The organism is Pseudoalteromonas sp. S4492, assembly GCF_005886115.1.
GTDB lineage: Bacteria > Pseudomonadota > Gammaproteobacteria > Enterobacterales > Alteromonadaceae > Pseudoalteromonas > Pseudoalteromonas gelatinilytica.
Genome location: NZ_PNCP01000084.1, coordinates 1 through 24,085, shown reverse-complemented (window position 1 = coordinate 24,085; position 24,085 = coordinate 1). Strand labels below are relative to the sequence as shown.

The window sequence follows — 24,085 nt, the reverse complement described above, 5'->3', positions numbered from 1 at the left end:
GCTAGGTGCTAGGTGCTAGGTGCTAGGTGCTAGGTGCTAGGTGCTAGGTGCTAGGACACACTAAATCCAGTTTACCCTCAAGCAACAATTAGTTCCTGTGAACCGAAAGAAAACAACCCGCTTAATCTACTTAAAACTTATAGCTGAAAGCTTAGAGCTTCCAGCTAGTCTCTGCCATACCTATCATCAAATCGCTCGATGTCGCTTTCATCTAGTATCGCACCGGTTTGTACTTCAATAACGATCAGTGGTGTGTTTTGTTGATTAGCAAGGCTATGTAATTGCTTTGCCGCAATATAACAAGATTGGTCAGCTGTTAATTCAAATTCGTTATCGCCAACTCGGACATTTGCGACTCCTGATACGACGACCCAATGTTCTGCACGATGTTGATGGCGCTGAGTTGAGAGTTTTGCACCACGGTTTACAATTATTTTTTTCACCTTGAAGCCCGTGCTTTCAATTAAAGTTCGGTAGTTACCCCAAGGCCTAAATACCGCTTGGTGATGGGTCAATTTGTCATTATCAACTAAAGCAAGCTGTTTAAGTAAATCAGGGAGCTTATCGAGTGCACTTTTATCTGCCACTAAGGTGGCATCATGAGTATGTATAATGGCTTGATTAGTCACACCGAGCGCCGCAATGGTGTGATCGGCTTCGCTAATAAGTAGATTATTTTCGCTATCTAAACTCACTCCTTGCGAGGCTAAATAGTTACCATGGTGGTCTTTTTCAGCGATTTTCGACAGCGCTGAAAAACTACCTACGTCACTCCAATTTAAATCAACAGGGATAACAGCAACGTTAGCGCTACGTTCCAAAATAGCATAATCAATAGAATCACTGGGGCATGCTGCAAGCGAATTAGCAACGGGCCGTTGAAAACCTAAATCTGCAGTGAAACTTGCCGCTTTGGCGACACTGTCAGCAATCTTTGGTGCAAAGCGAGTAAGCTCGCATAAATACACATCTGGCAGAAATAAAAACATGCCACTATTCCAGCTATAGTCACCACTAGCAAGGTACTTTTTGGCTAATTGTAGTGCTGGTTTTTCTTTGAATTCAGCCACCTTAAAGCAGCCTTCATGGGCTAACGGCTCTCCTTGGCGAATATACCCATAGCCGGTATGAGGCTCTGTAGGAGTAATGGCAAAAGTCACTAACTGTTGTTGCTGACAAAGTGCTATAGCATTATCTAAGCAGGCAATAAGCTTCTCAAAGTCACTAATGTGGTGATCAGCAGGCATCACCAGTAAGGGATCCGTTAGGCCATTTTGCAATGCAAATTCAGCCGCTAACGCAATCGCCGGTGCAGTATTTTTACCTACGGGTTCAAGAAGCAACGTAAAGCTATCAGTGATTTCTGCAATTTGCGCTTTAGCAATAAAACGATGTTCTTCATTACAAACTAAAATCGGCGCATTAAATCGTGAGTCAGCCACACGTAAAAGCGTGCTCTGTAAGAGTGACTTTTCGCTAAGCAAAGATAAAAATTGCTTAGGCATCGCTTTACGCGACAAAGGCCATAAACGAGAACCTATGCCACCAGCAAGAATAACGGGGGTAATTTTGCGACTCATGATTGCTTAAAGTAAATAATCCAACCATGAGTTTAACAAATTTTTGAGTGTGTAGCTTAGGGCAATTACATGTTAGAGTTCAACACATCTAAATGAACATACAAATAAAATGGCTTTTATAACCCATGCCATACGCACCGCGCCAAATTGCTATTCGTCATAAATTTTCTTTTTAGATAAGAAGGAGACCCTCCTTATCTACATTATCATCTAATCGTCAGTTTCTATTGGTGAAGGTAAGTGTGGCATGCCAAACCCAGGTTTATCTTCCTTTATAAAATCTCCTTCATTAACTGCTCTATTCGATAGTACTCCACCATAAACCACTTGAATTTCAATCAAATTTAATTGACGCATTATATACTCTCCATGTATTCACATTTTTTGTTGGGTAGTTAATAGGTTAGCCGCTTTTCTTTAGAAGAATTAACGTGCCTAGCCATTGATTTAGTAGCTTGTTAAATACAAGTTACTAAATTCATATTCGATTACGCAGTTTCATTTTTAACTACTTTGTTTGTTAAAGCACCACCTTGCAACTCAAACACTTTATCCGCCATATTGATAGTCTCTTGCCTGTGAGCAATCATTATTCGCGTCATCTCTAGGTGCTTAATTTGCTCACTGATTTTTGCTTCGTTCTCTTGATCTAAATGACTCGTTGCTTCATCCAAAAATAGGACGCTGGGAGATTGGTACAGCGCTCTGGCAAGTAATAACCGTTGAAGTTGTCCACCGGATAAATTAGAACCCATATCGCCCACTAATGAGTTATAACCCATAGTCATTTTAGTAATATCACTATGAATTGCTGCATGACGAGCGCACTGTTCTATTTTTAAGTAATTAGGTTGTGGGTCAAAGAAGCTAATATTATCGGCGATTGAGCCAGCTAATAGCGTGTCATCTTGCATTACTGCGGCTATTTGTTTGCGGTAATTTTTAAGGCCAAGTTGGGTAATATCCATGCCATCAAGTAACACTTTGCCTGATGTTGGTTGTAATAAACCCAACATGATTTTCATTAACGTCGTTTTACCCGCGCCAGACGGGCCAGTAATAGCAATAGACTCGCATGAATTTAGCGTTAAATTTATATCTTTTAAAATAGGTGCTTGATCATCGCTATAACTAAAACTGATATTTTCAAGGCTAAGCTTACCTTTCACTTTATTGTCGCTACTCCCTCTGTAGGCCAAGTCACCATCGCGATTCGCTTCTTGCTTAGTAAGCGCAATATCAGCGATACGGTCAAGGTGTAAGCGCATCATTTTAAATTGGATTATTTGCTCGATGAAATTTGCAAAGCGACTTGTAAGCTGATTTTTATAGGCTATGAATGCCAACACCATACCGACAGATAAGCTATTACTCATAACCAAAAGTGCAGCAAGGTAAATAACCACTACATTCTCAAGACCAAACAGTAGTTTATTAAAAGACTCAAAACTAATATTTAATCGCCCTAAACGTATTTCACTATTTATTACCTCAGCATAACGGTTTTGCCAAATACCTTGGCGCTGCGCTTCATTACCAAACAATTTAATTGTTTGCATACCACGAATGTTTTCTAAAAAGTTTGATTGCTCTTTAGCGGAGTTTTGAATCATTTCTTCTGTAGCTTGATGCAGTGGTCGATACAGCACTAAGCGTACAAGCGTATAAAGGGTAATTGCGCCTACAACAACAGCTGTCAACTTAAGTGAATAAATCAACATCATAATCAATACGGTAATAGCCATAACACCATCAACAAATGTTTCTACAAACCCTGTGGTAATACGCTCACGTATTTGCGCTAGTGAGCCAAAACGGGAAACAATATCGCCAATGTGGCGGGATTCAAAGTAGTTCATAGGGAGGCGCAGTAAATGACGTAATAGATTAACCCCCATTTGCATGTTTAGCAGACTCGAAAGCCTCAAAATCAACCAGCTCCGCACTGCATTAGTAATAACTGAAATGATCGCAATTAATGCAAAACCTAGCGCAAGCACCGTGAGCAAAGACTCATCAAAGCTAACCAACACTTCATCCACGACCCACTGCATATAATAGGGTGTCATCAGTGCAAATAGCTGTAAAACCAGCGACAGCGCAATTAATTTTATTAAGCCAGTTTTTAGACCAGTAACAGCACTCCAAAGCTGACTAAACCTCATTCGTGCCTGTTCTTGTTTAGCTTCAAACTTACTGGTTGGCGTGAGCTCCAAACAAATACCGGTAAAGTGCTTACTAAATTCCTCGCTATTTAGATTCCGCTTCCCAAGGGCTGGATCATTAATCGCTAATTTGGCTGATTTTCCCTTCCCAGAAACTTTGGTCAAAACTACAAAGTGATTCATATCCCAATGCAATATACAGGGAGTCTGCAGCTTATGAACCTCTTCAAATGGACACTGTAACGCACGACTCGCTAATCCTAAGCTATCCCCCAACTCAATTAACTGCTGTAAATTCATCCCCTTTAGGTTCGCCGCAAAGCGCTTTCGCATTGCAGGCATATCAAGCTTGTGACCGTGATAGCATGCCACCATGGCCATAGAGGCGAGACCGCATTCAGCAATTTCGGATTGAAGTATCAGAGGGGTTAAGAATTTAATATTAAAATTAACTAAAGCCATAATAACTCCGTACAACTCTTCAAAGTCAAATTAAAATAGTCATAAAAAAGCCTATTGATAAACCTATAAAGAAACCTGAAAAAAACATTCCTTTCTTAGTTACATTTTTATTAAACCAACCATTTTCGGGATTACTACCCCATCCATTATCCATAATAACTACCCCATAAAATATAATAGAGAGTGTGAATTCACACTCTCAAATTATGTTAATGCTCTAAAAAATATGAGGTTGTTAAAGATATACTAACCCCGATCATCGCAGCTCCAAACCAAATAGGGGCTGTTGCTCCTGCGGCAAGAATCCCAACTCCAATTGCTATAATTCCCAGGTTTCCACCAATTGCAGTACTTTGGTCTACACCACCTTTAACTTCTTTAATTTCAATAACGTTTAATTCACGCATGATATTAACTCCTTGTTTCCTGTGATTTACTACCAACAGGATTTATCAACCCAAATCTATGGGATTAAATTTACTGACTATGGTTAACGAAAATAAACAAAGTCAGCTTCCTTTTAGAGATCCTCAAATGAGTAACTCTAAATTCTATGAAACCCTTCCTTTTAAGCTATATAAAGGCTCTAGTAACCACTCAATTAATGTGCGCTGTTCTAACATTATGTCTGCCTCAAACAGCATGCCGCTTTTTAACTCAAAGGCCTTTCCATACGCAGACATTTGCTGCTGACTTAAAGTAGCCCTAAGTCGATATACAGGCTCTTGCAATGTAATAGGTAACCGCACTTCGTTTGGTGTAATAAGTGCCTTATCAATACGGCTAATTGTGCTATTGATAAAACCAAATCGTTGATATGGAAAAGCATCAAAACGTAACCGAGTTTCGTTGCCTATTTCTATAAACCCTGCGGAGCGCGTTGGTAATAGTAATTCAGCAACTAACTCAGAACCCTCAGGTATAATATGCAGTAAAAGCTTTGCTTGGCTTAACACCTCTCCTTCGACTACTTGAATGCCTGTAACAACACCATTATTGCTAGCCGTAATTGTGTAGCTATAGTTGCTTTTTAACTGCGATAGTTGGTTTTGTGTATCTGAAATTTCTCGTTTTAAGTTACTGATGCGAAGTGCATATTGTTGTGGAACGTTAGCAAGATTAAAGCGTAATTGACTCAGCTGGTTATTTTGCTGCATCAGTATTCGAGCTAAGTTTTGCTTTTCTTGCTTAACATCGAGTAAAGCTTGTTGTTGCTGCTCACGTTCTATATTCGATAAAAAGCCACTCTTATTAAGCTGGTTGAAATTAACTTGTTGACTTTGCAACAGGGCAAGCTTTTCATCTGCGAGTGTTAATTGACTTTGTAATGCAAGCTTTTCTTCATTTAAAAGCGTTTGCTGCGCTTCAAGGTTTAGTATTTCTTGTTTTTGCAACACTTCCGTTTGCATAACCTCATGATTCAAAAGTTTAATTTGCTCTGTTAATTGTTCAACTAATTGTGAACTGAGATCTAAACCTTGACTATCATTTTGCTGAACAACAATTGAAGCAAGTGCTTGCCCCTTAATGACAGAGTCGCCTTCTTTTACATGAAGCTTTTCAATTGTTCCGCCTTGATTAGCAAAACTTTGAATGACGCCTTTACTAGGCATGAGAAAACCACGTACGGTTTCTTTGCGGGAATATTCTGCTGTAAAAAGAAATACTATAACCGCAGCAGCAACAGAGCTTAAGGTTACAACTGTTAATTTAATCGATAATGGTTGCGCTAAGGTAATTACGCCAGTTAAACGTTCACTTTGTTGTGCAACCGCTTCCTTTCTAAACAAGCTCATAACAAAATCCTTTTGCTATATCTCTTGAATTTAAAATTAGCGGGACATTCTAATTTTTGTAAATCAGAATTTTCCTAAAAATAAAACAAAGCACAAATTGAAGGTTTAATTAGTAAAATCAATTAAAATATATTAATTAAATTTAAGCACCAAGCTGTATATAACTTAGTGCTTAAATATTATTTAACTTGCTAGAATCTTCATTGGTAAGCTTAGGATTGCGCTTTCTGAATCAGCAAAGTGCATCATCACTGCAACGTGACCTGCAACAACCAGTGCGTACATTACCGCTGAAAAGCCTTGCCCGTATGTATCAAGAGGAATGAGATGTGAATAGTGACGTCCGCGCCACTCAAAGATAATCTCAAGAGCCCCTACAAATAAGAAGAACACCAGTAGCATCAAGCCAAAGGTATAACTCAGCCACAAGCCAAATAACACACCTAATAAACACACACTTAGACCTATCCATGAACGCATCGAAAAACTAATACTTTTAAGTACATGGCCGCCATCTAAGGGCAAAATAGGCAACAAGTTAAATAGGTTTAGCAGTGCGCTGAGTACTGCCACACCAGCGAATATTTCCATTTCAGTGGCGTAGTAAAGCACGACTCCCAGTACTGAGGTAATCAAGCCAAAAGCAGGCCCCATGAGTGAGATCACTACGTCTTGCCATCGCGTGGTAATTTTATCATCGGAAACAGCCAAACCACCGACAAAGGGAATAAGGTAAATACCTTTAGTTTTAATGCCGAAGTATTTCATCGCACGTACATGACCATATTCATGCACCACCAAGCAAGCAATTAGCATCAAGGCAAATTCAATAGAAAATAACCAAGCATAGCCTGCCACCGAAGCACCCGCTAAAGCCGCTTTAACTACTTTTGCACTTTTAAATAATTTAAAGCCCAGTGCCAGCAAACCAATAATGCCGCGTTTGGGTTCGGCTTCTTGTAACTCCGGTAAAGCAAGCTGGCTCACCTGCTGCTGATTAACAAAAATGGCTAAGCTTTTTTCGTGCACTTTGCTGGTATCAAGACCAATGCGTTGCCCCTGAAAATCAAATTCATAAAGTTCTGGCTCTGGGTTATCGAAAGCAATTGCTTGTTGATGATGAAAAAGCTGAATTAACTGTGAGCCATTTAAATGCAAAATAAAGGTTTCGTCTGCGAGACTCAGCTGAAGTCTGACCATAGTTCTTATAAATACGAATAAAAAGTGCGGCTATTATACTGAGACCTTGCAAAATTACGAATTTCCTTTAGGTACAAGACTGTGTATTTTTCGCACTATAAAACAAGCAAAAAACATGACTAAATAGGGTTTATCTACTACTTTTAACTATAGCGTTCTTGTTCAAGGAGTGAATATGGTTAAGTCAAATAGACACATACTCGTAGTGGATGACTCAAAAGCTATCCTGATTGTTATGCATGCCATCTTGAATGAGCTTGAGGTTCCACACATTACAACCTGCCTAAGTGCAGAAGAAGCCTTAGAAAAAGTTAAAAAAGCCCCTCGCTTTTTTGATGCCATTTTTACCGATCTCAATATGCCAGATATGGATGGCATGGAGCTTATTCGTCACTTAGGCGCCATGAAATACCAAGGTGCAATTGCCATAATTTCTGAGATGGACCCTAAAGTCATTGACCTTGCAGCAGACCTTGCTCGTAAGCATAACGCTCACTTAATTGGTAACGTCACTAAACCAGTGCAACTTAATCAAGTGTACTTACTACTGCAAAAGCTTGAGCACTTTGCTATTCATGTTGAGCGTACAAAAACCCCTATTTCTGAGTCATTGTTACTACATGCCATCAGTCATAATGAGATTATTCCGTTTTATCAACCTAAGATAAATCGCCATGATAATCGGGTTGAAAGCATTGAGGTACTTGCCCGCATCAACACAAGCCAAGAAGACGAAATAATTTTACCTGATCGCTTTATTTGTATTGCTGAAGACCTAGATTTAATAAACCTTATTACTTTCCAATTATTTGAAAAGGCCACTAACGATTTTGCAGAAATTAAAGAGCAGTTTGATCCTAACTTAAAGCTCGCATTTAACTTATCTCCCTCGCAGCTTGAGGACTTAAGTTGTCCAGATAAACTGGCTTTAATACTGCACCTTAACAAGCTCACGCCTAGTGAAGTTATATTAGAGATTACCGAACAGTATGCGCTGCGTAGTGCATCGCAACTTGAATCACTCAACCGCTTACGAATGCGCGGTTTTGGTATTTCACTAGATGATTTTGGCACTGGCTTTACTAATGTGCAGCAGTTAAAAACACTACCCTTTACCGAAATAAAGATCGATCGCACCCTGATCAGTAATATTGAAACCGATCAGTTTTCCCAAGTGATTGTTAGTAGCTTGGTGAATATAGCGATACAAGAAGATCTCGCTATCGTTGCCGAGGGTATTGAACGCGTTGAAGAGCTTGAATACCTCGACCGCTACAAAGAATTTATTTTAATGCAGGGCTTTTTGCTGTGCCGCCCAAAAGCCAAAGAAGACTTTTTAAATTGGTCACTCTCTTGGCGGCAAATGGTAAAAACCGCAGCGGGGCATCGCCGCTAAGGTTTACGCTTATCGTCACTGACAATGGTATTACTCGATGCTAAACGCTGTCGCCAACGCTGTTTGGCGACTTTTTGCATATTGGCTGATTGATCATGCTCATCAACAATCTCGAGCCCCATTAATGCTTCAATTAAATCTTCAAGGGTGACAATACCTTGTACATCACCGTATTCATCCACGACTAAACAAATATGCGTGCGCTCAGACAGTAAGGTTTCGAGCAAGGTCGGCACATGCAAGGTTTCTGGTACGGTGTAAATAGGCTTAACGAGCTTGCTAATTTTATAGTCTTCACCCAGACGATGATAAGCCAGCATAATGTCATTTTTATGCACAAAGCCAATAATATCATCACCATTTTTGTCATAAACCAATACCCGAGAGAACGATGAAGAACCATGCTCCGACAAGTATTGGTTTACGGTTAAATCTTTATGGACTTTAAAAAGCACCGTACGTGGTGTCATTAAGGTATCGAGTTTGGCATGACGAAAATGCAGCAGGCTGCGTATGATTTCAGATTCATCTTGCCCAAGGGCTCCTGATTCAGTGCCAATATCAGCCATGGCTTCAATCTCTTGGCGAATATAATAGGCCTCATCGTAATTACGCCCTAAAAAGCGCGTTAAAATGTCAGCAAACCACACGAAGGGTTTTAGAATAAACACCAACCAAATTAAGCTCACACTAACAATGGGTGTTAATCCTCGCCAATAATTAGCCCCTAATGTTTTAGGAATAATTTCAGAAAGCACCAGTACCAATAACGTCATAATTGCGGAGGCTACGCCAACCGCAGCATCTGAAAACACCACTGCAGCTTGTGCGCCAACGCCAGCGGCACCCGCCGTGTGCGCTATGGTATTTAACGTGAGTATTGCCGCCAACGGTTGGTCTATATTGTCTTTGAGTTTACCTACCCGCTTTGCTAATTGCGGTTGTTGCTTTCTTAGCATGGCAACATAACTTGGCGTAATACTTAACAGTACCGCTTCCATCACTGAGCACAAAAACGAAACCGCAATGGCAACAAACATATAAACAAGTAGCAATGTCACGCTGAGCCCTCTTAAAAAAGTTAACCTGCTCACCATAGCAATTGAAAACCACAAGCTCAAACCCGACTGCAATCTAACGCAGAGCACTTTTTGGGTAATTTGCAGCGTGCTATATTGGTTTAAATTACCTTCAACAGGCGAAACTATGACACTTTCAACTACTTGGCTAAGCCAATCAGCCAAGCTAAAAACAACATTTAGTGCATTAGCGTTATGTGCGTTAAGTAATACAGCAATGGCCGCTGCCATTGATAAATCAGCGGTGCAATTTATTGGCCCTCTTGGCGAAGATATGCAACTTAAGCCATATCAAACGGATCATCGCGATGCCATTATTGCTAACCTACTACCTAGCTTGCAAAAAAGCGGCGATAGCATACGCGTATTTGGCGATGAGCTTGACTGGCAATCATTCGATAAAGTGAGTGCGCTAACACTAGGTGGTTTACAGGCACTCAAATTTACCGCTTCAACTGAACGCTTTAGCCAAGGCTCATTAACGCTTAAAGGCATTGAAAACGCACAGCTATTTATTGATGGTGAAAAGCAAACAGAAAAAAATAAAAGCTATGAGCTAGCTTTAAGCCAAGGCGATCACCAGTTTGTTATCATCGCTGAGCAAGTAGCTAACTGGAATGAGGTTGAGCTTGATTTTACGGCTAAGTCTGAACTAGATGCTGTGCAATTTAGTGCTAAGCAACAACACGGTTTGTCGGCTAAGCAATTATTCGATGCGCCAACGGTCAGTTATATTTCAATGGCACCAAATGGCGATTACTTCATTACTAGCCAACGTCATTACGAAGATGCAACCGCTAATCAAGCACAATATGTTACTGAGCTTAAAGACGCAAAAAACAATACGCTTTATCGCTTTGAATCAGCCCAACCGAGTAACATTACTTGGAGCCCAGATAGCAAAAGCTTAGTGTATTTATTAAATGGCGAGCTTAAACGTTTAAACCTGAAAACCATGCAACTTAGCATCATTGCTAAAAACCTCGCGGGTGCAAATGGCTTTCAGTTTTTCGATAACAACAGCTTAATTTTTAGTTGGTCGAAGTCTCCAACAGACAATGGCAAGCTCACTAAACATTATCAAGGCCTGCAAGATCGTTGGTCTTATGCTCGTACCACGTCGCAAGTCTATTTACTCGATATCGCAACAGGTTTAAGCAAAATATTAAGCCAAGGCCCGCTTAGCCATTCACTTGAAGATTTTGATGCTAAAAGCGGCCACGTTTTGATGAGCCGCTCAGCACAAGCAATGCAGCTATCACCACAGCCAGCAACAGAGCTTGTTGAGCTAAACCTAGCTTCATCGGCTATCAAGGTACTTGGTCAATACAATACCTTTAATCAGGCTAAATATACTGACGACGGAATTTATGTCACTGCCGGTCCAGATTTTAACAATGGCTTAGGTCGTAACCTTCCTGAAGGGATGCTTGCGAATAACTATGACGGTCAACTTTATTTACTCAGCCGTGACGGTAAACAAGCCAGCGCTCTGAGTAAGGAGTTTAACCCAGCTATCGGCCAGTTAAATGTGCTTGAAAACGGTGATGCGCTTATTAAAGTTACCGAGCAAGATACCGTACAACTTTATCAATTCGACTTGAGCAAAAAGCGTTTTAATAAAGTGAATACGGGCTTTGATGTTGTGGAGCAATTTAGCTACTCAAACGAGCGTACCCCACGCATTTTGGTTACCGGCACCACAGCGTCAACACCTCAGCAGTTAAAACAACTCAGCTTAGGTAAGGGTCGCGCTAAAGTAGTGTGGGATTCTAAACCAATTGGCTATGAAAATACGCAAGTAGCCTCACTGGAAGAGTTTAACTTTACTAATAAAGATGGCATTGAAATAAAGGGGCGAGTTTATTTACCCCATGATTTAGATAGCAATAAACAATACCCTGCACTGGTTTATTATTATGGTGGTACATCGCCAGTAACTCGTGGCTTTACAGGCCGTTACCCGTTTAACTTATGGGCTGAGCATGGCTATGTTGTTTACGTTGTGCAACCTACTGGCGCAACAGGCTTTGGCCAAGAGTTCTCGGCTAAACACGTCAACGCATGGGGTGAATACACTGCCAACGATATCATCGACGGTACTAAAGCCTTTTTAGATAAATATAACTTTGTAGATAGCAAACGTGTGGGTAATTTAGGGGCCTCTTACGGCGGCTTTATGACCATGCTACTCGCAACTAAAACGGATATGTTCAGTGCATCGATTGCCCATGCAGGGATTTCAAATATCACCTCGTATTGGGGTCAAGGTTGGTGGGGTTACTTATACTCAGCTGAGGCATCTAAAAATAGCTACCCGTGGAACAATCCTACACTTTATAGCCAACACAGCCCGGTGTTTCATGCTGACAAAGTAACAACGCCGCTATTACTCCTTCATGGTGATTCGGATACCAACGTACCGGTTGGTGAAAGCCACAATATGTACACCGCATTAAAGTTATTAGGTAAAGATGTTGACCTGATTGAGTACAAAGGTGCAGATCACCAAATTTTTGCTCGTGATAAACGCTTCGACTGGTGGAATACCATGTTGGCTTATTTCGATAAAAACTTAAAAGATCAGCCACAATGGTGGCAATACCTTTATCCTGAAAAGTAGTTTAATCATTTGGCTGGGCACGATGTGAGTGCTCAGCTGCCATTCTTTTCAACTATTGCTAAGCCATTAAATTGTAAGAAATAGTTACAAACCTCGCTATGACACTTCTCAGCCTTTGCCATACAGTGCTAACATAACAACAAATCAAGTGTGAAATTAAAGCGAATGACTATTCAAGTTTTATTGGTTGAAGACGACGAACTACTCGTTAAGCGCATTCTTAATCATTTTAAAGAAACTGAGTTTAATATTGAGGTAGATTCAACGGGGGCCGATGCATTAAGCATTGTGCAATCGCGTGCGTCATCAAAAGAAGCAATTTCTTTAGCCGTTATCGACATTGTGTTACCAAAACGCGATGGGCTTTTGCTTGCCAAAGAACTTAATGCACTGACGGATATTGGCGTTATTGTGCTGTCTAGTCGTGACTCGCAAGCTGACCGTATTGCTGGTCTTGCACAAGGTGCCGATGACTACATTTGCAAGCCGGTTGACTTACTTGAACTTGAACTGCGAATGCGCGCTCTTTTTAAGCGCATAAAAGGCTCTCAGCAAGATGATGAGAGTGAAGAGTTTATTGAATATGCCGACTTTAAACTACACCCAGATAACCGCACCTTGATCACCCCTAATGGTGAAGAATCACGTCTTACCGAAGCAGAGCACAAGGTACTTATTTGCCTTATTGCAAATGCCGGTAAAGCGACATCACGTGAAAAAATTTCCGAAGAAATTGGCCAGCCTGACTGGAGCCCAAGCGATCGTACCGTTGATGTGTTGATTGGCCGCTTACGTAAAAAATTAAGCGATGAAAAAGACCAAAAACGTATCGTTACCGTTCGCGGCAAAGGCTACATGCTGTCTATTTAGCAAACTTGCTAGTACTGCGTTAATTGGCTAATTAACCGCTCAAAGGCGCGATAATTCAGCGCCTCTTTTAATTCATTTAAGGTAATTGCTGGCTGTGCTTTTAAATCGCTAATTGTGCGTGCCACCTTGATAATACGGTGATACGAGCGTGGTGATAACGCCAGTTTTTCACTGGCTTTTGCTAAAAACTGCAGCTCAGCTGCTGCCAACTCACAATGAATACTCATTTCTTTATTATTCAAGCGCGCATTCACTTTGCCTTGTCGGTTAAGTTGAATTGCATAAGCTCTTTCGACTCTGGCTCTTACTTGTTCACTGCTTTCTTCTACTTGCGTGCTCTGTAATTGGCTACTGGTGAGTCTCGGCAGCTCAATTTGTAAATCAATCCTATCGATAAATGGTCCAGACACCCGAGATAAGTACCGCAATACTTGATCTGGCGTTGCACGCTTATCAGTATGGCTTCCTGTGGGGCTAGGGTTTAATGCGGCGATTAGCTGGAATTGCGATGGAAATTCCATTTGTCGCGCCGCTCGCGATATAGTCACCACGCCCGTTTCCATTGGTTCACGCAGTGAATCGAGCACCTTTCTTTCAAATTCGGGCAGCTCGTCTAAAAACAATACGCCATTATGAGCAAGGGAGATTTCCCCCGGTTTAGGGTTCGAAGAGCCACCGACAAGAGCAACAGCAGAGCAAGTATGATGTGGATTTCTAAAGGGCCGTTCACGCCAATTAGATAAATCAACTGACTGACCAATTATCGAATATAGCGCAGCGGTACTAATTGCTTCATCATCCGACATGGTTGGCATAATCGTTGGCATACGCTGGGCAAGCATTGACTTGCCAGTACCTGGAGGGCCAAGAAACAGTAAATTATGGCCACCAGCAGCGGCTATTTCGAGTACTCGTTTGGCACCTGGTTGGCCTTTCACGTCACTTAAATCGAGTAGCGATTCGCGCTGCGACTGTTGCTCTGGATAGCTAATATTAAGTGGCAGAGGTTGCTGATTTAATAAATCATTCCAAACATCTTGTAAGGAGTAAACGGCTTTTCGAGAAACGCCCGACACAAGGCTTGCGAGATTATCGTTTTCAGCAGGTAAGAAACAACAGCGCCCCTGCTCTTTCGCTCCTAACACCGAAGGCAAAATAGCATTTACCCCTCTTACCTCACCATTTAAAGCCAACTCTCCGTAAAACTCATAACGATGAATATCAGGGCAGTTTATTTGCCCAGAGGCGACTAAAATACCCACAGCAATAGCCAAGTCAAAACGGCCACCTTCTTTAGGTAAATCAGCGGGCGCAAGGTTGACGGTTATTCGTTGATCTGGAAAACCAAACTGTGAGTTTTCGAGTGCGCTACGCACTCTGTCTTTTGACTCTTTGACTGACGCTTCAGGCAAGCCAACGATATGAAAAGCAGGTAAGCCGTTTCCTAAGTGTACTTCTACAATTACTTCAGGAGCTTGCACGCCCACTTGTGCACGTGAAAATATTCTAGCTAAAGACACGATCCATGATGTCCCTATCATTCATCCTTAGGTTAAGCTTAGTCGGGATATTTAAAAACGTGTAATGTCAGCTGCCATTTCATTGCAGCTAAACGCAGTGATAAGGTCATTAGCATGGCTAATACCATGGCCATTTCGGTCACGAAACCCAGTGAGATACTTAGCGTGTAAACAATTCCACCTGCGATACAGGTAATAGCATAGAGCTCGCCCTTTAATAGCATCGGCATATTTCCAGCGAGCACATCACGGATAACGCCACCAAAGCAGCCTGTGATCACCCCCATAATAATTGCGGTGGTATCAGGCATGCCTGCGAGCATGGCTTTTTGTGCGCCCATCACCGCAAAAAATGCTAAACCAAAAGCATCTGCCACTTGTAGTGCATTTAGTGAAATCGATCGCTGTTTATTGATTAAACGAGTGGTAACAAATACAGAAAGTAATATAGCCCAGAAGTAGCTTTGATCATGTAGCCAAAATACGGGTACATCTAAAATTACGTCGCGCACAGTCCCACCGCCGATAGCAGTGACTGTGGCTAACACAACAACCCCAAAGCCATCCATTTTTTTGTCGTACGCCAATAGCGTTCCAGAAACAGCAAACACGGCTACGCCGATTAAATCAAACCAATGGTAAAGTTCAGTCATGTTTGTAACTAAAAAGTAATGTTAGTGTCGTTGTAACATAAACTTTTCAATCTTTTAAGCGAAGTTTCGATTACTCGCCTTTTTCGACCAGCTCAATAAACTTTAAACTCTGCATCATAACGCTGTCTGCAAGTGTGGAGTCTGAAAAGTAAGATTCCTTCTCAGTGGCTTTACTTGGCGCAGCTAATAAGATGTTGTAATCATCTTCTAACTCGACCCATAAGCTTCGTTCTTGAGCATTTAATTGCGCATGTTTCTTACGAACATTGTCGGCTTCATAAAATGCCTCTTGTGCTTTTAAGAATGCATCTTGTGATTCTTCGCTCATATCTTCACTTGAAAACAAACTATTACTTAAATCGCTAATGTCTTCTTGCATTGCATCCATCGTTTGGCACCCACTAAGGGTAAGAAGTAATACTGAGAAATATAACGCTTTCATAAACTAACTCCTCAAAAAAGCCCAGTAGCATTGCTGCTACTGGGCTCAGAAAATTACTGCTTAATTAAACTGCCCGATACAAAAGTATGTAGTTCGGGATCATCATTATCATCATAGATTTCAGGTACTTCAAAACCTAGCGTCGCTACACTAAAGCCACCATCAATGGTTATCACAGGCGTCATGATGACACCGTGGCCATAATTTTGTGTAGCTGTTGGTTCGCTATACATCATCAACGACCCAAGATCTAATACCCACTCTGCAGAGCGTACTTCACCATCTAATTCAAATGTTGCAGTACCATCATTGCTTATAACGACATTAGAGGTTTCTAAACCACTGCCATCATCCGCCATAAAAGTGAATACATGTGAGCCAACGAGATCTGCTTCAGTAAAGGTTGCTTGGTCAATCACTCGGGTCACTCGTTCAAAGAGGCCAAAATCATCGCCATCTTTAAACTGCATAAAGTTACCTTGTGGTTTAACAATAAAGTAAGGGTCAGCTTGAACAATGGGATCACCATAGGTTTTCACATAGAAATCAACCTCTACCTTTTGAGTTTCTGGATCATAGGTGTAGTAACCACCTGAGATACCTAACTCATCAAACTCTGTATCATGAGCAAGCTCTAAGAAAGTACCGTCTTCTTTAAATACGCCAATAAAGAAATCACCATCGTAAGAGCCATATGTATAACCCCCTATCAACGGATTTGATTCGCTGTAGATTCTACTTAAAGTGATAATACCCTCACCTTCAATATCGAATGTCAGCGTATCCCCATCCACACTGGCAACGATACTACCGGCATCATCAATACCAAAGCTACCATTGGTATCTTCTGTAATAGTGACAACAAATGCACCTGTTGTTTCATTCCAAGTAAAATCACCAATTTCATAGCCTGGGAATGCGGTATCGTCATCAGGGTCGTCCATTGCTTGAATTTGTAACCACTTTCCGTCACGAATAATCACCGCAACATCAGGTTCATCAGCAAGCTGCCAAGCCCCATCTAATGGATGATCCGTTGCTGGGCGCTCTATAACAACTTGCTCTTCAGCCATTGCCTTATCAAAGTACCAAGCTTGTTTAGCATCTTCAGTACATGTACCTGCTTGCTCATAAACACAAATGGTTAAGAAGTGTCGATCAAAATCACTCACTTCTGCTTGCATGCTACCAAATAGTAACTTGCCTGATGCTAAACTGTAGTCGTATTGATTGACCACACCAAGATAAGTAAAGGTGATTTGATGGCTATACTCAGCCGTCATCTCATCATAAATAGTCGCTATTTTAATGGTTTCTACACCGAGCTCTCTTGCTGTATAGAGTTCAATGTAGTTAGTTGTAATTGGGTAGCCATTATCATCATAACTTGCGTTTTCTTCTAACCAATAAGGTGCGAATTTGGTTACCCCATACTCATCTGATACAGAAAAATTACGTAGGTGAGATGAATAATCTTCGACACGCTCCGAACCATCATAGTTAAAAAAGCGATACTTGCGATAGGTAAAGTTTTGGCCATTATTAGTCGCTAATAATCGCTGCGAGAATTCACTGTATACTTGGCAAACTTCGCCTTCAGGGCAGATTGGTTGAACGCCATTACTTGTATAATAGTTGTGGCGTAAGAACACTCCCTCACTACTCACTTGCCATGAACGGAAGTTCTGATTCAAGTTAAAATTCATTAAACCATCATCATACACATCATAATGAAGGTCTGTTTGTGGTGAGTTATAGCCCTGATAAACAGTCCATTTACCCAATAGATCAGCTTTAGTAAATGAAAGCTGATTATCCTTCACCATTAAACCAGTGACAGTACGCGAGCTATCATCAGCTTTCGCTTCAAGTGATGCCGCAAATTGATAGCCAACTTGTACATTTTTAACGAGCCAAATTGCGATGTCATAACTGATATCTTCTGCGCTATTGGTTATTAGTAGTTGATTTCCATCAACTTGCCAAGCCACACTAACAGGCGCGTTATCATTATCTGTGAGCGTCCCTGTACCACCAGAAAGTAGTTCGATGCTGACAGCACTACTGTAACCACCAAACTCACTTAAGTTATCTATAACCCAAGTACCAATAAGTTCATCAGCCGTCACAGCAAGTGTTTGCTGTTGTTCAATAAGGGTCGCGTTATAGTTAGATTCTGTGGTTCTATACACGACATCTGAACTGGTTAGGCGAGTTTCGCTTTTGCGGAAAAATTCGACCGTTCTGTTTGCATCGTTCTCTAAAAGAATCGTTAGATCTAACTCAACTAAGTACTCACAGGCATCTTGCTGTTCATTATTTGCATCCGTAATCACAAAGCAACTCATCAATGCCGGCTCAGCTAGTGTAATCGTGATGTCTTGATCTTGTTGCGACCAACTAAAGTCAGTATCAACATCCATCAAACTAACATATCCGCTACCATCAGTATTAAACTCAAACTGCCCAACTGAGGTGCGATAGTATTGCGGCTGCATTAATAAATAATTGCCAGTAAGATTATTGATTGTTTGATCAACGAGTTCATCATCATCTTTAATCTCTTCTTTTGTACTGTCGATTAATCCAGGATCTTGGCTTTCAACTGTATTTATAAAGTCATCAATTTGTTCTGCACTGGATATTAAATCAAGGGTCGTATCGACCCCCTCTGGTAGTTCATAGTCATCATTATCGACAATGATCTTGATTAACGCTGCAAGTAGCAGTTTTTCGTCAGCATCAACGGCGAGCAAAGCGTCATCTAATGCCTGTTCAGAGTCTATGTCTGTACCATCGCGGCTTAAAAGTGCAAACTCTGCAGTACTAACATTAGTAATGTTTACACCGAAGTTTTCATCTTTGCTTAATGTGCCATCCGCCCCCGCTTGTGAAATAAGCGTTGCGATTGATTTCAACTGGGATACAAACTCAACACCTGGGTCAATGGCGTTATTACCTAGCGCCACCAGCTTAACCAGTTCAGCGGCATCTGAGTCATCAACCTCAATGTTTACGCTATAGCGACCTTCTGCATCAGCGGTAATCGCAAATTGTTCATCGCCAATTTGTACCACTATACTTGAGTTAATAATCGGCTCATCCGTTACAATACCGGTAATCGTTACACTGAGCACTTTACGTTTCAGTTCAATCGTTACCTTAGCTGTGGCGGTAGCACCATCATCATCAGTAACAGTCAATGAAACAGCAACATCTGCATCTTCTTCAATTTCTGGTGCGGTGATCGTAAGTTTACTTGTATCGCTTCCGCTAAGTGTTAACTCTGGACCTGATGTTTGCTGCCATGCATAACTTGCAATTGTGCCATCACTGTCTGTTGCCGTCGCTTGTAGGACTAACTCGCCGCCCTCTGTTACGCTGCTATCACTACTAATAGATACCGTGGGATTTTTGTTTGTCGCGACAGGAGGGGTATCATCATCGTCATCACCACCTCCACCGCCTCCACCACAAGCGGTTAAAGCGACAAGACTTGTCGCTAGTAATAATTGTTTTAAATACTTTATGGAGTGAAAATTAGGGGGGCTCATCATGCTAATCCTTACATTGAGTGCTGTATTTCCCTAAAAAGAGGCAACTGCTTACACAGTTGCCATAACTCAAGGGAAGCAAAACCTATTTTGAACATGAAATAAAGGCGGGATCTCAGTGTCGTCCTTAACCATAATCTGAGTTCAGTCATGTTTGCCCGTCAAATATGAACACCAGAGATCCCATCAAAGCGATTCATTTTTCGTTAAGGTTCAAGGGTAGATTAGTTACAAGAAATAAGTATGCTGAATGCCGACAAAAATGTACTCAAATACGACATTTCAATAATAAACAACAAGTTATACATAATGGCATTGATATTCTTTCGCCGTCATACCATATTTTGCTTTGAAAAATTTAGAGAAATAGGAACGTGAAGAAAAGCCCACATCGTCTATTACTAAGCTTATTTGTCGCCCTTGCCTTAGTAATTCAGCAGCTTTACTCAGTCGATAATTACGTAAATACTCACTGGGTGTGATGTTGAGTAACACTTTTAACTTACGTTGTAATTGACGCTCACTAAGCGCTAACTCTTTCGCACAATTCATCATAGAGAAGCCTTGTTGCTGGTAATGCTCGGCAACATACCGTTCAAGGTTTTCAAGTAACTGTTTGTCACGAGGATCAACCGCGATTGATTGCTCATCCTCCACATGTTCTGGTACAGCCAAAATTTGCTGCTGAGAGTATAAGTTGACCCACTGTATCCAATTCTCAACTTTTAAAAATAGCTCTTCTCTATCAAATGGTTTGGTGATCACATCTAATGCATGCTGTTGCAAACTACTTACTCTGGTCTCATAGTCGCCCTTAGCGGTCAAAATAATCACTGGAATGTGGCATGTAACAGGCGAATTATGTAATGAATCTAACACAGTAAAGCCGTCGACCTTTGGCATCATTAAATCAGTAATAATTAAATCTGGTACTTGGCTCAGCGCTATTTGTAAACCGGCTTGACCATCTTCAGCTAATAATACTTGATAACGGTGTTGCAGCTCGGTTTTCAGGTAATGGCGCAACTCGTCATTATCTTCAATAATTAGTACACTCGCTTTGTCATGACTCACTTTTGACTTTAGACTTGTGTTATCGACAGGAACTTGATCTGCAAATTGTGCAGTTTTAAAGGCGAGTTTAAAACTGGTTCCTTCTCCTAAACGGCTTGCCAGCATAATAGTGCCTTTGTATTTATCGACCAAACGTTTAACGATAGCTAAACCAACGCCACTGCCTTCTACATTTGCATGACTACTTACTCTGTAGAATGTATCAAACACCTTGTCTTTTTCAGCGTCTGCGATGCCTTTGCCTGTGTCTGTTACTTCTATGTTGGCAAGCTCACCTGATGCGCTTACGGTTAAGCTGACTTGACCTTGTTGAGTATATTTAAAGGCATTACTTAATAGGTTGGTAAGAATCGTGATCACTCCTTCTCGGGTACTTTCAATAAATACAGCCTCTTCAATATCAACCTGAAAGTCGATGGACTTTTCACCTAACACAGCAAACTGCCCCGCGACCTCTCTGGCTATTGCCGATAATGACACTACTTTAATAATCTCTTCATGGCGCTCATCATATCGAGTCAAGGTTAATAGCTTATCGACCAAGTTTTCTAAGCGCCGGCTATTACGCAATACCAAGTTCAATTGCTCACGCTTTTCAGTATTTCGTTCATCTGCGATTAGCTTTTGCAACGGCGCAATCAACAAACTCAAAGGAGTGCGTAATTCATGAGATGCATGAGTGAAAAAACGCACTTTATTTTCGAGTGAGTCACTCAGAGCATCAGCTTGCTGTTCGATTAGCATTTTTTGCTCTGCGATTTCGTCAGTGCGCTCGCTGACGATTTGCTCCAGATAATATTTTTGTTGGCGAATCCGCCGAGTCCAAAGCACTGTGAATAGCCACACCATCGCCAACATCAGCATAACTGTTAACAGATAAAACTCACTTGTTTGCCACCAAGGAGCAAGAACGGTTATGTTTAACAGTAATGGGGTAAGTGCATTAGCACCATTTTCACTACTGGCATTTACAATCAACTGATATTCACCTGCAGGAAGGTTAGTGTAGTCAACAGCCAAATTCGGGCCAGTTACCTTGCGCCATTGCTGCTCAAAGCCAGCTAACTGATAAGAATACTGATTAGTTTGCGGCTCAGAGTAGTGCAGATAACTTACCTGGAAATGAACCCGTTTTATGCCCGCAGGAATAGTCACTGTACGGCTTTTTTCTATTTGATATAAACTGCCTAAACGACCTTCACCTTGATTTACCACATCCTTATCATCGAACTGCAAACTGGTAAGCGCTAATTGCCCACCAATAGTATTAACTTCAAGGTCGGCAGGGTTAATCACGCTAACCCCTTGTGTGCCACCAAACATCAAGCGGCCATCACGGGTTTTTAAATAAGCACCAGCATTAAATTCATTACCTTGTAAGCCATGTCGAGCTTTATAATTTTTTATGCTCATGGTTGCAGGATCTATTTTAGTAAGGCCGTTGTTGGTACTTAGCCAGACCGAATCTTCATTGTCTTTTAACAACGCATAAACGACTTGATTAGGAAGGCCTTGAGCGACATTAAACTGATGAACTTGCTGGTTGCTCAAATCAATAATATTTAAGCCGTTCGACGTTGCGAGCCACATTTGCTGGTCAATTTCTAAAAATGCACGCACTGTATTATCAGATAAAGCCAAGTCGCCTTTGCGATAATTAGTGAGGGTATCGGTTGCAGCATTGTAATGATAAGCCCCATCACCATCTGTACCTATCCACAGATCTGCTTGCGAGGTTTTATATAAACTCGTCACCCGCGCCGTTGGAATTACCAGTTGTGTATTAGCTACAGGCTGTGCAAAACTAATAAATTTGCCGCGCTGCCTATCAAAACAAAACAGTCCTCCTCCATTCGTGCCGACCCAAACATTATTTTTCTCATCGACTAAAAGGGCATAAATACTGTTTTCAGTTAAGCCATGCGCGCCTTCATCTGCTCGAAAGTGACTGATGCTGCCATCGGTATGCAAAACATCAATCCCTTGCTGCCAGCTGCCAATCCATATATCGCCATTACGATCTTCGGCGATGGCTTTAATTGCATTACTGCTTATTGAGTACGGTGAACTTTCGGTGGTTATGCGATCTAAACGATTTAATTGCTGATCAAGAATATCGATACCGCCACCCCAGCTGCCATACCAAATACGTTGCTTTGAGTCTTCAAATAACGCCCACGCATCGTTACTTGAAAGTGGCGTTGGCTTTTTTAACTTACTAAATTGTAATGATGCGGGGTCGAGCTTACTGATCCCATGTGCAGTACCAAACCACATGATGTCACTACTGTCTCGATAGATACTATATACCCGGTCATGGGCAAGACTATATTTATCAAACGGGTCATGCGCTAAAACGGTGAAACTTGCATCAATGGGGTTGTAAACATTAATTCCGCCGCCTCGCGTTGCTAGCCAAACTCGGCCCTGGCTATCAAACTCAATATCACGAATTTCATTGCTACTAAGCCCAGAATTATCATCATTAGAAGTTAACCACTGCGTTATTGTTTTGGTACTAAGCTCAATCTTATATAAACCGCCGCCCTGACTTGCCAACCAAATACTGCCATCGGCGGCCTGTTTGATTGCAAAGATACTGGCATGAATATTTACTGGCTCAGCAAAGCCAGAAAAAACAGTATTAATTTGTTGTTTATTAATAAGATCATAATGAAGTAGCCCAGCTCCATGCGTTCCTATCCAAAGTATGTCAGCGATTTTTGATAGCGCATAAATAGGCTTTTTTAACCCTGTTATTAAGGTTTCAAGTTGCTCTGTTCGCTTATCGTAACGAAACAGGCTGCCGTCGTAAGTGCCAATATAAACTTGCTGTTGCGCCACCAATAAACTGGTAATGCGGTGCTCTTTTAAAAGCGGCTCAGAAAATTGATAATTATGTAATGCGAGTTGGTTTACGCCACTATTTCGAGTACCTATAAACAGCTGTGATTCGCTATCAAGTGCCAACGGATAGATATAGTTATTCGCTAGGCTATTTTCCTCATCAGATGCTGTGAATACAGTAAATTCATTGCCATCAAAGCGATTTAAGCCTGCCTGTGTTGAAATCCACATGAAACCTTGCTGATCTTGCACAATATCGAACACAACACTTTGCGATAGACCATCATCAATATCGTAATTATGAAATGCAGACCAAGCTGAAGGTAAAAACAGAACTGCTAAGAGCACTATAAAAAAACGGATCATCCCTAAATCTACACATTTATTATTAGTTATTAATCAAGCGTAGTTCAGTTCAGCTAACATTCATAATCATTTCCCAATTTAGGGATGAATAACCAAGATAGATATCAAGGGGTTGGATTTAGATGCGAGTTAGCGAGTTAGCGAGTTAGCGAGTTAGCGGGGTAAAGGTGCTAGGTGCTAGGTTCTAGGTGCTAGGTGCTAGGTGCTAGGTGCTAGGTTCTAGGTGCTAGGTTCTAGGTCAAGCCTATCGCTCTGATCAACTGACGTCTGACGGCTGAAAGCTGATAGCTCTGTTTATGTTGGGTTTCGCTGCGCTCAAACCAACCTACCCGTAGAATTAACGGGTGAATTTTGAGAGCGAACCGACGACCTTCGGGCTCTGAGCCTGAATTCCAGACATAAAAAAACACGCTTTCGCGTGTCTATTATATAATTTCAGTTGGTTGCGGGAGCCGGAT

Annotated in this window: 16 protein-coding genes; 3 read left to right on the top strand and 13 right to left on the bottom strand. The window is 41.3% G+C overall.

The window, feature by feature from the left end; genetic code table 11:
• Positions 1 to 164: 164 nt before the first annotated feature.
• From CWC28_RS20620 to CWC28_RS20600, 7 genes are all read right to left on the bottom strand, one after another.
• A complete protein-coding gene (locus CWC28_RS20620; RefSeq protein ID WP_171038331.1) occupies positions 165 to 1,580 on the bottom strand; it encodes a mannose-1-phosphate guanylyltransferase/mannose-6-phosphate isomerase in 1,416 nt (471 codons plus the stop codon).
• Positions 1,581 to 1,790: 210 nt separating this feature from the next.
• Positions 1,791 to 1,937 carry a hypothetical protein gene (locus CWC28_RS21980; protein ID WP_158685603.1) on the bottom strand — a complete coding sequence of 49 codons (147 nt, stop codon included), beginning with the start codon at positions 1,935 to 1,937 and terminating at the stop codon, positions 1,791 to 1,793.
• A gap of 131 nt (positions 1,938 to 2,068) precedes the next feature.
• Positions 2,069 to 4,207, bottom strand: coding sequence for a peptidase domain-containing ABC transporter (locus CWC28_RS20615; protein WP_105175091.1), 2,139 nt, complete (start codon positions 4,205 to 4,207; stop codon positions 2,069 to 2,071).
• A 25-nt stretch (positions 4,208 to 4,232) separates the two neighbouring features.
• Positions 4,233 to 4,361, bottom strand: coding sequence for a hypothetical protein (locus tag CWC28_RS22685; protein ID WP_267894583.1), 129 nt, complete (start codon positions 4,359 to 4,361; stop codon positions 4,233 to 4,235).
• 55 nt (positions 4,362 to 4,416) lie between these two features.
• Positions 4,417 to 4,614: a hypothetical protein gene (locus CWC28_RS20610; protein WP_105175092.1), complete on the bottom strand. Its 198-nt coding sequence runs from the start codon at positions 4,612 to 4,614 to the stop codon at positions 4,417 to 4,419.
• 144 nt (positions 4,615 to 4,758) lie between these two features.
• Positions 4,759 to 6,003, bottom strand: coding sequence for a beta-barrel domain-containing protein (locus CWC28_RS20605; protein WP_105175093.1), 1,245 nt, complete (start codon positions 6,001 to 6,003; stop codon positions 4,759 to 4,761).
• Between the two features lie 183 nt (positions 6,004 to 6,186).
• Positions 6,187 to 7,203 carry a metalloprotease gene (locus CWC28_RS20600; RefSeq protein ID WP_063701516.1) on the bottom strand — a complete coding sequence of 339 codons (1,017 nt, stop codon included), beginning with the start codon at positions 7,201 to 7,203 and terminating at the stop codon, positions 6,187 to 6,189.
• Between the two features lie 175 nt (positions 7,204 to 7,378).
• Between CWC28_RS20600 and CWC28_RS20595 the strand changes: the two genes are divergently transcribed.
• Complete coding sequence (locus CWC28_RS20595) at positions 7,379 to 8,599, top strand: EAL domain-containing response regulator (protein WP_063701514.1); 1,221 nt, start codon at positions 7,379 to 7,381, stop codon at positions 8,597 to 8,599.
• On the opposite strand, the gene CWC28_RS20590 is transcribed toward CWC28_RS20595, so the two are convergent.
• Positions 8,596 to 9,660 (bottom strand): hemolysin family protein, encoded by a 1,065-nt coding sequence (locus tag CWC28_RS20590; RefSeq protein ID WP_063701644.1) that lies wholly within the window; start codon positions 9,658 to 9,660, stop codon positions 8,596 to 8,598. The genes CWC28_RS20595 and CWC28_RS20590 overlap by 4 nt on opposite strands.
• Before the next feature lie 145 nt (positions 9,661 to 9,805).
• Between CWC28_RS20590 and CWC28_RS20585 the strand changes: the two genes are divergently transcribed.
• Both CWC28_RS20585 and CWC28_RS20580 read left to right on the top strand, forming a co-directional pair.
• Entirely contained in the window at positions 9,806 to 12,301 is a 2,496-nt protein-coding gene (locus tag CWC28_RS20585) for an alpha/beta hydrolase family protein (protein WP_138625698.1), read from the top strand.
• A 165-nt stretch (positions 12,302 to 12,466) separates the two neighbouring features.
• Positions 12,467 to 13,171 carry a response regulator transcription factor gene (locus CWC28_RS20580; RefSeq protein WP_063701510.1) on the top strand — a complete coding sequence of 235 codons (705 nt, stop codon included), beginning with the start codon at positions 12,467 to 12,469 and terminating at the stop codon, positions 13,169 to 13,171.
• An 8-nt stretch (positions 13,172 to 13,179) separates the two neighbouring features.
• Here CWC28_RS20580 and CWC28_RS20575 read toward each other — a convergent pair whose 3' ends face one another.
• The 5 genes from CWC28_RS20575 to CWC28_RS20555 all read right to left on the bottom strand — a co-directional run bounded on the left by CWC28_RS20575 (position 13,180) and on the right by CWC28_RS20555 (position 23,627).
• Positions 13,180 to 14,691 (bottom strand): YifB family Mg chelatase-like AAA ATPase, encoded by a 1,512-nt coding sequence (locus CWC28_RS20575; RefSeq protein WP_105175095.1) that lies wholly within the window; start codon positions 14,689 to 14,691, stop codon positions 13,180 to 13,182.
• Positions 14,692 to 14,729: 38 nt separating this feature from the next.
• Positions 14,730 to 15,344, bottom strand: coding sequence for a trimeric intracellular cation channel family protein (locus CWC28_RS20570; protein ID WP_063701506.1), 615 nt, complete (start codon positions 15,342 to 15,344; stop codon positions 14,730 to 14,732).
• Between the two features lie 70 nt (positions 15,345 to 15,414).
• Positions 15,415 to 15,786, bottom strand: coding sequence for a hypothetical protein (locus CWC28_RS20565; RefSeq protein WP_062564682.1), 372 nt, complete (start codon positions 15,784 to 15,786; stop codon positions 15,415 to 15,417).
• A gap of 53 nt (positions 15,787 to 15,839) precedes the next feature.
• The gene (locus CWC28_RS20560; RefSeq protein ID WP_138625697.1) at positions 15,840 to 19,343 is read right to left on the bottom strand and encodes a PKD domain-containing protein; all 3,504 of its coding nucleotides are present in this window, start codon (positions 19,341 to 19,343) and stop codon (positions 15,840 to 15,842) included.
• 297 nt (positions 19,344 to 19,640) lie between these two features.
• Positions 19,641 to 23,627: a hybrid sensor histidine kinase/response regulator transcription factor gene (locus CWC28_RS20555; protein WP_138625696.1), complete on the bottom strand. Its 3,987-nt coding sequence runs from the start codon at positions 23,625 to 23,627 to the stop codon at positions 19,641 to 19,643.
• Between the last annotated feature and the right edge of the window lie 458 nt (positions 23,628 to 24,085).